12 protein-coding genes are annotated in these 15,746 nt (G+C 70.5%); 6 read left to right on the top strand and 6 right to left on the bottom strand.

Annotation, left to right across the window (positions count from 1 at the left end; all coding sequences use genetic code 11):
- Positions 1–84: 84 nt before the first annotated feature.
- From AC3ENX_RS03145 to AC3ENX_RS03125, 5 genes are read right to left on the bottom strand one after another with little or no spacing between them, the layout of a single operon-like run.
- Positions 85–1,386, bottom strand: coding sequence for a DUF58 domain-containing protein (locus AC3ENX_RS03145; protein WP_434810404.1), 1,302 nt, complete (start codon positions 1,384–1,386; stop codon positions 85–87).
- Between the two features lie 3 nt (positions 1,387–1,389).
- Complete coding sequence (locus AC3ENX_RS03140; protein ID WP_434810403.1) at positions 1,390–2,358, bottom strand: AAA family ATPase; 969 nt, start codon at positions 2,356–2,358, stop codon at positions 1,390–1,392.
- Positions 2,355–3,518, bottom strand: coding sequence for a DUF4350 domain-containing protein (locus AC3ENX_RS03135; RefSeq protein WP_434810402.1), 1,164 nt, complete (start codon positions 3,516–3,518; stop codon positions 2,355–2,357). The genes AC3ENX_RS03140 and AC3ENX_RS03135 overlap by 4 nt, the downstream gene beginning before the upstream one ends.
- The gene (locus tag AC3ENX_RS03130) at positions 3,515–4,171 is read right to left on the bottom strand and encodes a DUF4129 domain-containing protein (protein WP_434810401.1); all 657 of its coding nucleotides are present in this window, start codon (positions 4,169–4,171) and stop codon (positions 3,515–3,517) included. The genes AC3ENX_RS03135 and AC3ENX_RS03130 overlap by 4 nt, the downstream gene beginning before the upstream one ends.
- Positions 4,171–5,505: a DUF7847 domain-containing protein gene (locus AC3ENX_RS03125; RefSeq protein WP_434810400.1), complete on the bottom strand. Its 1,335-nt coding sequence runs from the start codon at positions 5,503–5,505 to the stop codon at positions 4,171–4,173. Before AC3ENX_RS03125 ends, AC3ENX_RS03130 begins: the two co-directional genes overlap by 1 nt.
- 150 nt (positions 5,506–5,655) lie before the next feature.
- On the opposite strand from AC3ENX_RS03125, the gene mtrA reads away from it, so the two are divergent.
- From mtrA to hpf, 5 genes are all read left to right on the top strand, one after another.
- Entirely contained in the window at positions 5,656–6,336 is a 681-nt protein-coding gene (mtrA, locus tag AC3ENX_RS03120; protein ID WP_434810399.1) for an MtrAB system response regulator MtrA, read from the top strand.
- A gap of 19 nt (positions 6,337–6,355) precedes the next feature.
- A complete protein-coding gene (mtrB, locus tag AC3ENX_RS03115; RefSeq protein WP_434810398.1) occupies positions 6,356–8,059 on the top strand; it encodes an MtrAB system histidine kinase MtrB in 1,704 nt (567 codons plus the stop codon).
- Positions 8,056–9,744: an LpqB family beta-propeller domain-containing protein gene (locus AC3ENX_RS03110; protein WP_434810397.1), complete on the top strand. Its 1,689-nt coding sequence runs from the start codon at positions 8,056–8,058 to the stop codon at positions 9,742–9,744. The genes mtrB and AC3ENX_RS03110 overlap by 4 nt, the downstream gene beginning before the upstream one ends.
- A gap of 106 nt (positions 9,745–9,850) precedes the next feature.
- Entirely contained in the window at positions 9,851–10,498 is a 648-nt protein-coding gene (locus AC3ENX_RS03105) for a ComF family protein (protein ID WP_434810396.1), read from the top strand.
- A 90-nt stretch (positions 10,499–10,588) separates the two neighbouring features.
- On the top strand, positions 10,589–11,251 hold the full coding sequence (hpf, locus tag AC3ENX_RS03100; protein WP_434810395.1) for a ribosome hibernation-promoting factor, HPF/YfiA family: 663 nt from the start codon (positions 10,589–10,591) through the stop codon (positions 11,249–11,251).
- 114 nt (positions 11,252–11,365) lie between these two features.
- Here hpf and AC3ENX_RS03095 read toward each other — a convergent pair whose 3' ends face one another.
- Positions 11,366–12,679: a coiled-coil domain-containing protein gene (locus AC3ENX_RS03095; RefSeq protein WP_434810394.1), complete on the bottom strand. Its 1,314-nt coding sequence runs from the start codon at positions 12,677–12,679 to the stop codon at positions 11,366–11,368.
- A 239-nt stretch (positions 12,680–12,918) separates the two neighbouring features.
- Between AC3ENX_RS03095 and secA the strand changes: the two genes are divergently transcribed.
- Positions 12,919–15,708 carry a preprotein translocase subunit SecA gene (gene secA, locus AC3ENX_RS03090; protein ID WP_434810393.1) on the top strand — a complete coding sequence of 930 codons (2,790 nt, stop codon included), beginning with the start codon at positions 12,919–12,921 and terminating at the stop codon, positions 15,706–15,708.
- The last annotated feature ends 38 nt before the right edge of the window (positions 15,709–15,746 follow it).

Below are 15,746 nucleotides of genomic sequence, written 5' to 3'. Positions count from 1 at the left end.
CGCATCCTTTCGCGTGAGCGGTCGTTCTGGTGCAGATTCTGCCGTGCCGATGCCCGACACGACAGGACCCTCGCTGGACGAGTTTCAGAGTCGTCCGGTCGCCTTGAGCGCGAGATAGCGGTCGGCAATGGCCGGCGGCAGGTCTTCGGGCGTCGCGGTGATCGCTTCGCCGCCTGCCCGCCCCACGGCAGCCGACACGCGCTCGGCGTCGCGATCGGCGCGCTCGCGCGCTGCCTCCAGGTACACGTCGTCCGCGGTGCGCCGCGGCACGTGCTCGGCGGGAAGGTCGGTGGCGGTGCCGACCAGCACGTGGGCGCGCTTCGTGAGCGCCGGCAGCGAACCGAGGAACGCCCGCGCGGCATCGGGGGAGTCCTGCGCCGTCAGCAGCACCACGAGCGACGGGCGCGAGGTCATCGTCGCGACCTGCGCGATTGCGGCATCCCAGTCCGTGTCGATCAACTGCGGTTCGACGGGGGCCATGGCATCGACCATCGACGGCAGCAGGCGCGGGCCGTCGGTCCGCGTGACGCGCGCGCGAAGCGCCCGATCGAACATGACCAGGTGCACATGATCGCCGGCCCGCGAGGCGAGTGCCGCCAGCAGGAGGGCTGCCTCCATCGACGCGTCCAGCCGCACCCCATCGCCGACACGGGCGGCGCTCGTGCGCCCGGTGTCGATGACGATCACGACGTGACGATCGCGCTCGGGTCGCCAGGTGCGCAGCATCGTCGTGGCCGCACGGGCGGTCGCCCGCCAGTCGATCGAGCGCACGTCGTCGCCGCGGACGTACTCGCGCAGGCTGTCGAACTCGGTGCCCTGACCGCGTACCTGCACGCTCGTGTTGCCGTCGAGTTCGCGCAGTCTGGCCAGTCGCGACGGCAGATGGCGTCGCGATCGAAACGGCGGCAGCACCCGCAGCACCCCGGCCTCGTCGATGCGGCCTTGGCGCCCGGCGAGGCCGAACGGGCCGAAGACGCGCAGTGCCACGAATTCGCTGCGCAGCTCACCGCGGCGGCGCGGCCGCAACGGTACGTCGATCGCGCGTCGCTCGCCCGCCGGCACGATGATCAGGTGGCGGGATGCCGGAGCCCCCGCCGTCGGCTGCCACGCATCGCGCACCCGTGCCCGAAGCTCACGGGTGCCGGTGTTGTGCAGCAGCAGCCGGGTCGGCACCACCTCGTCGCGCAGGGCGCGGCCCGGTATCTGCCGCTGCACGCGCACCGCGCGCGGATCGGCCGCCAGCACCACGTCGATCGCGGCCGCCAGCAGGCACAGCAGCAGCCAGCCGCCGGTGACCGCCCACGCCGGGACGCCCGCTGTCGACAGCAGGATGACGGGCACCGCGCCGAAGGCGACGGCGAGTGCGAAACGGCCGGTGAGGTGCATCGATCAGATGGGGACGCGTGTCTGCTGGACGACGGCGGTCAGGATCGCGTCGACCGAAACGCCCTCGAGTTCCGCCTCGGGTCGCAGTCGCAGGCGGTGGCGCCAGGTCGGCACGAGCATCGTCTGCACGTGGTCGGGGGTGATGGCGGGGTACCCGCCGAGCCAGGCCCATGCCTTGGCGGTCGCGAGCAGCGCGGTCGATGCGCGGGGGCTCGCGCCCAGCTGCACGGACGGCGACTCGCGGGTCGCGCGGGCGAGGTCGACGACGTAGCCGAGCACGTCGTCGGAGACCGTGACGGCGGCGGCTGCGCGCTGCGCGGCACGGATCTCCTCGCCGCCGACGACAGCGGCAAGGCCCGCGCCCTCGAGATCACGCGGGGTGAAGCCGTCGGCGTGGCGGCGCAGCACGTCGACCTCGGCCTCACGCGCCGGCATGTCGATCACGAGCTTCAGCAGGAAGCGGTCGAGCTGCGCCTCGGGGAGCGTGTAGGTGCCTTCGTGCTCGACGGGGTTCTGCGTCGCGGCGACCAGGAACGGGTCGGGCAGCGAGCGGGAGACGCCGTCGGCTGAGACCTGGCGCTCCTCCATCGCCTCCAGGAGCGCCGACTGGGTCTTGGGCGGCGTGCGGTTGATCTCATCGGCGAGCAGCACGTTCGTGAACACCGGCCCCTCGCGGAACTCGAACGCTCCGGCGCGCGCGTCGTACACGAGCGAGCCGGTCACGTCGCCGGGCATGAGGTCGGGGGTGAACTGCACGCGGGTGGTGTCGAGTCCGATCGCGCGGCTGAAGGAGCGCACCAGCAGCGTCTTCGCGACACCGGGCACGCCTTCCAGCAGCACGTGGCCGCGGGCCAGCAGCGCGATGAGCAGGCCGGTGACCGCCCCGTCCTGCCCGACGACGGCTTTGCCGACCTCGACGCGGACGCGGTTCATCGCCGATCGCAGATCGGTGTCGGCGGCGGTATCGCTCATGGCAGGTTCCTTTCGGGACGGACGGCGCGGGTGACGGCGTTCTCGAGTGAGCGCACGCGGTCGGCCAGGTCGACGAGGTCGCGGTCGGTGGGGGACGGGTCGGTGATGAGGATGCCGCGGATGACCGCGCGGTCGGCGCCGAGGCGTCCGGCGACCGCGTCGGCGATCTCGAGGGCGGAGGCGGCGGGCCCGAGGCCGAGCAGTCGCGCCATCCGGCGCAGTGCACCGATGCGGAGCTGATCGGCGGCGTGGGTCGCGTCGCCCGACCGTGCGTACAGGCGGGCCCGGCCGGCTGTGGTCTCTCCGGCGCGAACCGTCACCGGCAGGTTTTCGGCGACGAGCGGACCGAGACGGCGGCCGCGCCACACGGCGGCGGCGACCCCCGACAACAGCAGCAGGACCATCACGGGCGTCACCCATGGCGGTGTGAGTTCGGCGAACGACGGGGGCGGCGCGAACTCGTCGCTGTCGCCGTAGTCGGGCACGTACCAGACGAGCGAGTCGTGTCGCCCCAGCAGGTTGAGGGCCAGTGCCGCGTTACCGGCGGTCGCAAGCCGCTCGTTGATCATGACCGCGGTGCCGTCGACGGCGACGAGGCGTCCGTCGCCACGATCCTCGGCGACGACGCCGAAGCCGTCGCCGACCGGGTAGCACCGATCGGCGGTGCTCGGCACGTCGAACCCGGTGCCGATGGTGGCCGCCCCGGCACGGCGCGCGTCTGGCAGGTCGCACCCGGGGTCGACGGTGCCGTCGCCGATCCCCGCGAGGTCGCCGCCGAAGGCGAGGCGGATGTCGCGGGTCCACGGGTCGACGAGCACGACGTCCTCGGCGGCATCCAGCAGGTCCGACAGGTCGGCGTCTGCCAGCGGCGAGGTGTCGGTGATCACCAGCGTCGTGTCGCCACCGTCACCCAGCTGGCGCTCGAGCTGCTCGGCGCCGCGCACCACGGTGACGTCGACACCCTGCTCCTCGAGAATGGTCGCGACCGCACGTGCGCCGTTCGTGCCGGCGGCCTCGGGGTCGAGCAGGCCCTGTGCCGGAAGCTGGGAGATGCTCGCGATCGCGGCCAGCACACCGGCGAGCACGACGATGCCGGTGCCGATGCCGACCCAGGCCGCGACGGCACCGCCGCGCGCGGGCACCTCGGTGACGGCGGTCACGCCGGGACGTCCTCTCGGAGCACCGGCGCGGAGGCGGCGAGGCGACCGTCGAGCTCGGCGATGAGCCGGTACGAGGCTTCGGTGCCGGGTCTGCGGAGGTAGCGCACATCATCGAACGCGTCTGCGCCACGATCCAGCGCCGCGCATTCACCCGGGAATGCCCGGCTGGCGACGCGTGCGAAGCGGTGGACGGTGGTCCCGGGCTCGGGGTCGACGATCGTGCGTTCGACGAGCCCTCGCGCGAGCGCTCGGAAGCGCAGCACGATCGCCTCGTCCCAGTCGCCGGCAGCCGCCGCGGCATCCGCTTGCGACCGCAGTTCGCCGGCCGAACGCTCGTCGGTCTCGCCGAACAGTTCGATCGGCGTGCGCGACCTCGATGCGCCGCGCGGCAGCCCCCAGATCACGAAGGCGATGACGATGACAGCGAGCACCACCAGGACGGCGACCGCGGCGAACCACGGTGCCGCGCCGGCGGGGACGTCACCGGAGAACAGCGACGCGATGAAGTCACCCACGGCCTTGGCCGCCCGATCGAACGCCGTCGGCTGCGCTTCTTGGTAGATCTGCTCGGTCAGCTCGTCTTCGGCCCACTCCTGCGCCTCATCGCCGTCGGGCGTGAGCGCGGTCAGGACGCGCCTGGCGGCATCATGCATCAGTCGTCGCCGTTCGCCGCGCCGCCGGGCGCGGCCCACTGCGTCGGCGACGGCGCTCCAGGCGCAGGCGCGGCCGGGGGAGCAGGGGCGGGGGGAGCAGGCGGCGGTACGGCGGGAGCCGTGGCGTACGGCGGCGCGCCGGCGGGCGGCGCCGGATACATTCCCGGCTGGGCATACTGCATCGGAGGGGCGCCGGGGGCCGGGGAGGCGCCCGCCGGGTAGGGGCCTGCGGGGTAAGCGCCTGCGGGGTACGAGCCCGGCGGCGGGTACGCGCCGGGGGTCGGCCGCGGTGCGATCTCACGGCCGATGTGCTGCCGGTACGGGTCGGGCAGGTCTGTCCCACCCGCATCCCGCGCGTCGACGTACGCGAGCAGATCGAGGTCGAGCCCCTCATGCCGCATGCGGCAGTCGATGTAGATGAGCGCGGAGGCCGTCGAGACGACGACGAGCGCGACCGACTGGATGACGACGACGAGGATCTGCGTCAGCAACGACGAGCCGATGAGCGCCGCGATCATCGCCTCGGGGGTCTCGCCGGTCGGCACCAGCACGCTCGACAGTCCGCTGGTCAGCAGCGAGACGGGTGCGCCGAGCACCTGGGTGAGCAGTGAGAAGGAGAGCTGGATGATGATCCAGACACCCAGCGCCGCCCAGAAGCGGCCGCGCGTGAGCCGCCACGAACGGGCGATCGCGCCGAACACGGTCGCGTGCTCGAGGACGAGCACCGACGGGACGAGCATGAGCTTGACGGTGAGCCAGAGCGCGAGCGGGATGGCGCCGAGCATGAGCAGCACGAGTGGGACGACGACCCACCAGCCCGTTGCGATTCCCAGGGCGACGAATCCGCCCGCGATGGCCGCGACGACCACGAACACCGCGACGGCGACCATGACCGTGTAGCCGACGATGCGCCATGCGACCGGCTTCACGCGCTGCCACAGGCGACGCAGCGTGAGCTTCTCGGCGACGACCGAATGCGACACCTCCGCGACGACGACCGCCTGCACCAGCACGCCGATGGCGCTCGTGGCCAGTGACAGCACGAGGGCGCCGACCGAGGTCAGCGCGATCGCGCCGGCCATGACCGTCTCGTAGTCTTCGTCGAAGGTGCGCATCGACATGAGCCGCGAGAACGCGAACAGCCCGATCGCCACCATGCCCGCCGCAGCGAGGATCGTCGAGACCGCCGTGACGACGAGCGCGAAGCCCAGCAGCACCTTGGGATTCTGCCGCAGCGCGGCGAACGAACGACCAAGGATCGTGCCGAACCCGAGCGGCTGCAGCGGGATGATCCCGGGCCGCGTGGCGGGCGTCCACGTCGGATATGCCGTCACCTTGCTCCCCCTTGCACGTCCGCGTTCGGCTCTATCGTGTCACACGGGTGCGGCGGTGGTTCCGGCGAACGGCCTGGCGCGTCCGATACGCTGTCCGGACGGCGCGTCAGGGGCGCGCCATCCGCCGTACCTGAAGGACGAATGGGGCACATGGCTTCCCGCATTCTGGTCGTTGACGACGACACCGCGCTCGCCGAGATGATCGGCATCGTGCTGCGAACCGAGGGGTTCGACACGGCGTTCTGTGCGGACGGCGCGATCGCGGTCGACACCTGGCGCACCGAACGGCCCGACCTCGTCCTGCTCGACCTCATGCTCCCCGGCATGGACGGCATCGAGATCTGCACCCGCATCCGTGCTGAGTCCGGGGTGCCGATCATCATGCTCACGGCCCGCACCGACACCGCCGACGTCGTCCGCGGCCTCGAGTCCGGTGCCGATGACTACATCGTCAAGCCGTTCAACCCGAAAGAGCTCGTCGCGCGGATCCGAACCCGCCTGCGCCCCGGGAGCGCGGGCGAGAGCGACTCGCTGCGCATCGGCGATCTGGTCGTCGACGTCGCGGCCCACGAGGTGCGCCGCGGCGAGAGCGTCATCGCCCTGACGCCGCTCGAATTCGAACTGCTCGTCGCCCTGGCATCCAAGCCGCAGCAGGTGTTCTCGCGAGAGATGCTGCTCGAGCAGGTGTGGGGCTACCACTACAAGGCCGACACCCGACTCGTGAATGTGCACGTGCAGCGGTTGCGCGCGAAGGTCGAGCTGGACCCCGACAACCCGCGCATCGTGACGACCGTGCGCGGCGTGGGGTACCGCGCCGGCGCGGTGGCGTGAGGCCGCCCGGAGCGACGACATGCCCGCGGTGACCACCGGCACCCACACGGTCGTCACCGACTGGCGCGACTGGCGGCGCCTGCCCGACACGATCGTGCACGCCTGGCAGCGGTCGCTGCGGCTGCGCACCCTGGTGCTGACCCTCGGGCTCACGGCCGTGACGATCCTCATCGCGGTGGTGTGGATGGCGCTCGCGATCCAGAACGACCTGTTCGACTCGCGTGTCACGCAGGTGCAGGATGCCGCGGGCCGCGCGACCGTCACCGCACAGGAGCTGCTCGACGCGGCGGTGCCTGAGGGGGATGCGGTCGAGCTGAGCGCGCTCATGACGGTGGTCAAGGAGTCGGTGTCGCGACAGGCCTCGAGCGACATGATTGCGATGTTCCGCATCTCTGAAGAGCCGTCGGCGATCGCGCCGCAGGACTTCGAACAGGGCGGGCAGGGGGCCTGGACCTCCGACCTGCTCAGTGAGGGGCTGCGTGAGACGGTGCGCAGGGACGACGAGCAGCAGTGGTGGCAGTCGATCGGCATCCCCGCCGAAGACGGCACCGTCGTGCCCGGTGTCGTGATCGGGCAGCAGCTGAATTTTCCGGAGGTGGGCGCGTACGAGCTGTACGTCGCCTACGACCTCGCGTCCGAGGCGCAGACGCTCCAGTTCGTGCAGTTGACACTGTGGGTCGTCGGCACGGCCCTTGTCGTGCTGATCGCGGCGATCCTATGGGTCGTGCTGCGCTCGGTGACGGTGCCGATCGCACGGGCCGCCGAGACCAGCGCGCAGCTCGCGGCAGGCGACCTCGGTGTGCGGCTGCCCGTCGAGGGCGAAGACGAGTTCGCGACTCTGAGCCGGTCGTTCAACGCGATGGCAGACAGCATCGAGTCGCAGATCAAGGAGCTCGCCGAGCTCTCCCTCGTGCAGCAGCGGTTCGTCTCCGACGTCTCGCATGAGCTGCGCACGCCGCTGACGACGATCCGACTCGCGACCGACATGCTCAACGATCAGCGCGAGGACTTCGACCCGACGACCGCGCGCGCCGCCGAGCTGCTGCACGCGCAGGTGCAGCGGTTCGAGACGCTGCTGACTGACCTGCTCGAGATCAGCCGCTACGACGCGGGGTCTGTGCAGCTCGAGCGCGAACCCACCTCGCTCGCGCACCTCGCCGAAGACGTCCTCGCCTCGATGCAGCAGCTGGCCGATCAGCACGGGACCGATGTTCGCCTGGTCGCCCCCGGCGGCTACTCGCTCGTCGACATGGATCCCCGTCGTGTGCGCCGGATCGTCCGCAACCTGCTCGGCAACGCGATCGAGCACGGCGAAGGGCGGCCCATCGTGGTCACCGTCGACAGCACGCAGCGAGCCGTCGCGATCGGGGTGCGGGACTTCGGACTCGGCATGCGCCCCGAAGACGCCGAGCGGGTCTTCGACCGCTTCTGGCGTGCGGACCCGTCACGCAAGCGCACGATCGGCGGCACCGGTCTCGGGCTGTCGATCGCGCTCGGCGACGCGCGACTGCACGGCGGAACGCTCGCGGTGTGGTCGGAGCTCGGCCGCGGCACGAACTTCGTACTCACATTGCCGCGCACCGCCGATGGCTCGATCGAGGGCGCAGCGCCGGTGCCGGTCGACCCGGGCGACGACGGCGCACCGCTCGACGACCTCGGACTGACCCAGCCCATCGACCTCCCCATCGATCTGCCCGATACGGCTCGAGGAGACCTGTCATGAGCCGCACCCGACGGATCGGCATGGCCGCGATCGCAGCCCTCGTCGCGCTCGCGCTGGCCGCGTGCGCCGGACTGCCGGTGAGCGGGCCCGTCAACGCGGGCGGTGCGCTCGGTGAAGATGACGCGTCGCAACCGGACTTCTCGTTCGTGCCGGACGGCCCGTCACTCGATGCGACGCCCGAGCAGATCGTCGAGGGCTTCATCCTGGCAGGGTCGGGACCGCGTGAGAACTGGCGCATCGCGAAGGAGTTCCTCTCGTCTGAGTTCGCAGAGCAGTGGAAGCCCGAGATGGGGGTGACGGTCTACGAACCGGGGTCCCGTGAGGCGCTGGTCGAATCCGGCGGGGGGCAGATGGCGCTGACGCTGCGCTCGACGGCGACGGTGGATGCCAGCGGCGTTTACACGGCCGAGAACGATCGCGAACTCACCCTGCAGTTCACCCTGGCCCAGCGCCGCGACGGGCAGTGGCGCATCACGCAGGCGCCCGACGGCATCGTGCTCGACAGCGATCGCTTCGAATCGGTCTTCGGCCGCTACTCGCTCATGTTCTTCGACCCCACGTGGGAGTACCTCGTGCCCGACGTGCGGTGGTTCCCGGTGACGAATTCGGCGACCAGCATCGCCGTCGCCCTCATCGACGGTGGTCCCAGCCGCATGCTGCAGGGGGCGGTGCGCACCGCCTTCACTGACGCGTCACGGCTGGCGGGACGTGCGGTCCCCGAACGCAGCGGTGTCGCCGAGGTGTCGTTGCAGCCGGGCGCCCTCGAACTCGACCAACGCATCCTCGACCGCATGTACACGCAGCTCGCGGCGAGCCTCGAGACGGCGGGCGTGCTCGGTGTCGACATGGTCGTCGACGGCGAAGCGCTCTCCGTCGGCACCGAGACGGTCAGGCCCGTCCGTGTCGACACGCGTTCGATGGTGATGGTCGGCGATGTGTTCGGGCTGCTCTCCGGCGGCGCGGTGGAACCGATCGCGGGGCTCTCGGACATGATCGCCGAGGCACCACCGGTCGCCGTCGAAGTCGACGCAGACCGCGAGTCGGCAGCCCTCCTGAACGCAGGCGGCGAAGTCGTCCGCGTGACTGCTGCCGGGCAGGAATGGGTGCTCGACGTGCGTGCCGGGCTGATCGAGCCGACGATGGATGCGCAGGGACGCGTCTGGTCGGTTCCGGCAGGTGATCCCGCGTCGGTGATCGTCTACGACACCGACGGGGTTCCCCATCTGCTCGAATCGGCGTGGTCGGGTGCCACCTCGATCCAAGCCATGCGCGTCTCGCGCGACGGCACGCGGGTGGCGGCGATCGTCCGGGAAGGGGCGACCTCGGCGGTGTGGGTCGCGGCCGTGCTGCGCGACGAGGACGGGATGCCCGTCGAACTCGGTGAGCGCGTGACCGTGGCGATCCTCGAAGCCGACGGGCTCGCGCTGTCGTGGGTGGGTGCCGCGGATCTCGCGATCGTCGCGAGCGACGGCGCCGAGGCCTGGGTGATCGAGCAGCCCGTGGGCGGTCCGGGTGAGCGTGTTCGCGCGCCGGAAGGCGTCGTGGCGGTCGCCGGGGGGAATCAGACCGGGGCGGTGCGGGTGCTCACCGCCGACGGGCAGCTGTTTGAGAAGCGTGGCGGCACCTGGATCTCGGTCGCGACCGAGATCGACGTGCTGGCGACGCAGCGCGGCATGCCTCGCTGAGATGTCCGCGGCGCCGGCTCCTCCACAGCCGGTGCGGTCCGGCACCTGTTCCACAGATCGTGGCAGTGCCGCACCCGCGGAGCACGCCCGCGGGCAGGCTGGTGGCATGCCGAACCCGCTCCTCGCCGCAGCCGCGCAGGCGCTCGCGCTCGTCTTCCCCGTCGACTGCGCGGGGTGCGATGCGCCCGACGTGGCGTTGTGCGAGCGATGTCGCTGCGCGCTCGTCGCGTCGCCCACGATCCGCACCGTCGCCGGCGTGGACGTCGTGAGTGCGGCATCCTTCGACGGTGCCGCCGCCCGCGTACTGCGCGCCTTCAAGGCGGACGGTCGCACGGGGCTCGCCCGTCCGCTCGGCGCCGCGCTGGCCGGTGCGCTCGCGCGAGTTGACGACGCAGGGTGCGCGTTCGTGCCGATTCCGTCGACATGGGAGGCGCGTCGCCGCCGCGGGTTCGTGCCGGTCGACCTGCTGCTGCGTCGCGCCGGTCGAACGCCGTGCAGGCTGCTCGTTCCCGCCCGCGGAACTGTCGACCAGCGTGGTCTGGACCGGGCCGAGCGTGCGCGCAACGTCGCGGGCAGTCTTCGGACGCGACACGCCGAGGGGAGACGCGTCGTGCTCGTCGACGACGTCGTGACCACCGGGGCGACCCTCGCCGAGGGGGTTCGCGCCCTGCGGGAGGCGGGTGCCGAGGTGGTCGGCGCCGCCACGGTGGCCGCCACAGCACGCAGATCGTCCGCATCGGCAATTCACACGTGACAGGTGAGGCGTGCGGGTCTAGCGTGGGGGGACACAAGGCGACTCGAAGGTCCGCCCCCTCCCGGTCGGACCGGAACAAGGAGGTCAGGGATGGAAACCAGCATCGTCGGCGTGGGCGTGAGCATTTCGGATCGCTTCCGCACCGTGGCTGCGGAGAAGTCTTCCCGCATCGAGCACTTGGCGCCCCGTGCGCAGCGGCTCGACGTCAAGGTCACCCACCGCGCGTACCACAACGGCACCCGTGAAGATGAGACCGTTGAGCTGACCCTCACCGGCAAGGGGCCCGTCGTCCGGGCCGAAGCCGTCGACGGCGACAAGTTCGCCGCGCTCGACCTGGCGGTCGACAAGCTCGCCGAGCAGTTGCGGCGCGCGAAGGACAAGCGCGTCGACGCCCGCAACCACCCGCGGGGCGCGAAGCTCGAGAAGGGCAGCGGCACGATCAAGGGCATCGACCTGCAGCCGGCATCAGCCGACGTCATCCGTGCCGTCGCGACCGGCGAGGTGCCGATCATCACGGGCAACGAGGACGAAGAGGACTACACGCCCGTCGTGATCCGCACGAAGCGGTTCGAGGCGGAGTGGATGACCGTCGAAGAGGCCGTCGACCGCATGGAGCTGGTCGGCCACGACTTCTTCCTCTTCATCGATGCACGCACCGACCAGCCGAGCGTCGTCTATCGCCGCAAGGGCTGGGACTACGGCGTGATCTCACTGGCGACGACCGCAGCACCCGCCGCGGAGCTCGCCTCCTGACAGGATCCGACACTCGCGAGACTGCATCCACGCCGTCGAGACCCCGCGCTGGCCGCTCGGTCTCGACGGCGTGACTGCTGTCTCGCGGTGATGGCGGCGGCGAGCGGCGGCGCGTCAGTCGAAGATGCCGTCGAGGATGCTGCCGATCACGAGGCCGCCGAGGATGCCGCTGGCCATGTCGCCGCCGCCCCAACCGCCGCGTCCGCCGCCCCCGCCGTTCCAACCGCCCTGGTTCGGGCGGGACGAGTCGATGTCGTGCTGGGCGAGTTGCAGTGCTTCGGCGGCGAGCTGCCCGCACCGACGCGCGTCGGCGAGCACGCGCTCGCGGTCGTCTTCACCGACGGGACCCGACGGCAGGTCGATGCGGATGCGCTCGGCCTCGGCGAGGCGGGTTCGTGCGTCGGCGCCGATCCACCCGCGGTGGCCTGCGATGACGCTGCGGGCGACGCCGAGTTGGCGGTCGGCGTCGTCGACGGCGTGACGGACGTGGGCTTCGGGGATGACGGGGCGGGAGGCCCGTTCGCGAGCCTTGGCGACCGCCTGATCGAGTGCCGCGTTGGCGGCGCGTAGTCGGGTGAGCTCGTCGAAGGGGTCGGGCTTGGCGCCGGCCGGGGTCAGCGCACCGAGGGCGGCATCGAGCTCGGCGACGGCTGCCGAGACGGCCGGGGTGCCGGCGAATTCGCGGGCGGCGGCGATGTCTTCGCGGGAGTCCTCGACGATGGCGGCCAGCGTCGTCTCCGCGCGGAGCGCCTCGATCTCGAACGTCTCGACGGCCTCCACGAGGGTGGACGCACGTCGCGTCGCCTCGATCGAGGTCTCGAGGGCGAGGTTCGCCTGTTCGCGCTGGCCGGCATCGCGGCGGCGTGTGGAGACCTGTGCTCCGTGCTCGGCGAAGTCGAGCAGCTGGGCCGCTTCTTCGGGGTTGCCGGCGACTTTGCGCAGGGCATCGGGGGAGTAGCGGGCGCTCAGCCGGTCCAGGGTGGCCCGCAGTCCCGGCAGCTGCTCGCGCATGCGGGCGATATCGCGTTCGATGCCCGCGACGATCTCGGGTGCGCGGCGGGCCCGGGCGATCGGTTCGGCGAGGGCGTCGGTGCGGTCGTCGAGGAGGTCTTCGGCCCACTCGCACAGCTGTGCGATGCGCGCGTTGCGAGTGCGCAGCTCCTCGGGGGTGTCGGGGATCTCGTCGTGGTTCAGCTGGTGCAGGTGGAACGCCTCGCCCAGGTGTTGCTTGACGGCGGCCAGTGCGTCGCGCAGCGGCGCGGTCGCGTCGCGACCCAGCTCGATCTCGGCGTAGGCGAGTTCGTCGCCCGTGGTGCGGATGCGCTCGTCCGCGGCGATCAGTGCCGTCTGCGCCTTGCGGCTCAGCTCGGCATCCTGCGCCTGCACCTGCTCGTTTTCGCGCTTGCGCTTGCCCCAGAATCCGGCCATGGGTCGATCCTATGCGGCGAGGCTGTGCCCGGGCCGTGACGCGGGTGCGCCCTCGACGAACACAGCTGTACAACGGCGACGTCGAGTTGCGCTGAGGGCGGACCCGGCGCGTCGGCGTGGCTCCACAGGCGTCGCCAAGGTCACAGACGGATAACATGGCTCCATATGTCTGTGCATCCGTGCACCGGCATCCCCGCCGACGTGGACCGTCGACGGCACCCGACAGATGGAGAACCTCCGTGGCCAACCCCCTCGAGAAACTGCTCCGCGCCGGCGAAGGCCGGATCTTGCGGCGACTGCAGCAGGTCGTGAAGGCGGTCAACGCCCTCGAAGAGGACTACGCACAGCTCACCGATGAGGAACTGCGCGGCGAGACCGCCGAGCTGCGCGCCCGGCACGAGGCGGGCGAGTCGCTCGACAAGCTCATGCCCGAGGCGTTCGCCGCCGTGCGCGAAGCCGCCAAGCGCACGCTCGGTCAGCGTCCCTACGACGTGCAGATCATGGGCGGTGCGGCCCTGCACCTGGGGAACATCGCCGAGATGAAGACCGGTGAGGGTAAGACGCTGACCGCGACCTTCGCGGCGTACCTCAACGCGATCGCCGGTGAGGGTGTGCACGTCATCACCGTCAACGACTTCCTCGCGAGCTACCAGTCCGAGCTCATGGGGCGTGTGTACCGCGCCCTCGGCATGACGACCGGCACGATCGTCTCGGGCCAGACCCCCGACGTGCGTCGCGAGCAGTACAACGCCGACATCACCTACGGCACGAACAACGAGTTCGGCTTCGACTACCTGCGCGACAACATGGCCTGGCGCAAGGACGACCTCGTCCAGCGTGGCCACTTCTTCGCGATCGTCGATGAGGTCGACTCGATCCTCATCGACGAGGCCCGCACGCCGCTCATCATCTCCGGCCCGTCGTCGGGCGAGGCGAACCGCTGGTTCGTCGAGTTCGCGAAGATCGCCAAGACCCTCACAGCGGGCGAGGATTACGAGGTCGACGAGAAGAAGCGCACCATCGGGGTGCTCGAGCCCGGTATCGAGAAGGTCGAGGACTACCTCGGCATCGACAACCTGTACGAGTCGGCCAACACACCGCTGATCTCGTTCCTCAACAACTCGATCAAGGCGCTCGCCCTCTTCAAGCGAGACACCGACTACGTCGTCATGAACGACGAGGTCATGATCGTCGACGAGCACACCGGCCGCATCCTGGTCGGGCGCCGCTACAACGAGGGCATCCACCAGGCCATCGAGGCCAAGGAGGCCGTGCCGGTCAAGGCCGAGAACCAGACCCTCGCGACCGTCACACTGCAGAACTACTTCCGGCTGTACGACAAACTCGCGGGCATGACCGGTACCGCCGAGACCGAGGCGGCGGAGTTCATGTCGACGTACAAGCTCGGTGTCGTGCCGATCCCCACGAACAAGCCCATGATCCGCAAGGACCAGGCCGACCTCGTCTACAAGAACGAGCAGGCCAAGTTCACGCAGGTGGTCGAAGACATCGCCGAGCGGCACGCAGCCGGTCAGCCCGTGCTGGTCGGCACCGTCAGCGTCGAGAAGAGCGAATACCTCTCGCGACTGCTGGCGAAGAAGGGCATCAAGCACGAGGTCCTCAACGCCAAGAACCACGCGCGCGAGGCCGAGATCGTCGCCCGCGCCGGGCGCCTGGGCGGCGTCACCGTCGCCACGAACATGGCCGGTCGAGGCACCGACATCATGCTCGGCGGCAACGCCGAGTTCCTCGCCGTGCAGGAGATGAAGGCGAAGGGGCTCGATCCGGTCGAGACGCCCGACGAGTACGAGGCGGCGTGGGACGACGTCTACACCGAGATGCGCGACACGGTCGCCGAAGAGGCGGCGAAGGTCGTCGAGGCGGGCGGCCTGTACGTGCTGGGCACCGAGCGGCACGAATCGCGCCGCATCGACAACCAGCTGCGCGGACGTTCGGGCCGTCAGGGCGACCCGGGCGAGAGCCGGTTCTACCTGTCGCTGACCGATGACCTCATGCGACTGTTCCAGTCGGGGGCTGCCGAGGCGATCATCGCCCGCACCAACCTCCCCGACGACGTCGCGATCGAGTCGGGCATGGTCTCGCGCGCCATCAAGAGCGCACAGGGTCAGGTCGAGTCCCGCAACGCCGAGATCCGCAAGAACGTCCTCAAGTACGACGACGTGCTCAACCGTCAGCGCGAAGCGATCTACGCCGACCGCAGGCACATGCTGCAGGGCGATGACCTGTCGGAGCGCGTGCAGCACTTCATCGAGGATGCCGTCGGCCAGATCATCGACGAGCACACCGGCAGCGGCCACACCGAGAGCTGGGACTTCGACGCGCTGTGGACGGAGCTGAAGACGCTCTACCCCGTCGGCGTCACGATCGACGAGGTCGTCGCCGAGAGTGGCAGCAAAGGTCGCGTCACCGCTGAGGGGCTCAAGCGCGAGATTCTTTCGGACGCGAAGATCGCGTACCAGAAGCGTGAGGAGACCCTCGGAGCACCCGCGATGCGCGAACTCGAGCGCCGCGTCGTGCTGCAGGTGCTCGATCGTCGCTGGCGCGACCACCTCTACGAGATGGACTACCTCAAGGACGGCATCGGTCTGCGCGCCATGGCGCAGCGCGACCCGCTGATCGAGTACCAGCGCGAGGGCTTCCAGATGTTCCAGTCGATGATGGAGCAGATCAAGGAGGAGTCGGTCGGCTTCCTCTACAACCTCGAGGTCGAAGTGCGCCAGACCGAGGGTGGCCAGGTCGAGGCGAAGGGTCTCGCCGCTCCCACCGTCGACGCGCAGCGCCTGCAGTACACGGCCGCCAACGACGCCGGTGAGGTCGAGGTGCGCAACGATCGCGGGCAGGTCCAGCAGGCAGCGACCAGCAAGGTCCGTCAGGCCGCCGCGCGCCAGACGCAGCCGACCGAGCCCGCGGCCGATGCTCCGCGCGGCGCGTTCGGGCAGCGAACGGATGCCGCGGACTCCGCCCCCGGCAACCGCGCCGAGCGTCGCGCCGCCAACAAGAAGAAGTGACCGGCGACGGAGCGTTTCGTCTCTTCGCTGCGCTCCTG

The organism is Microbacterium sp. bgisy189, assembly GCF_057707225.1.
This window is presented reverse-complemented; position numbering and strand designations above follow the sequence as displayed.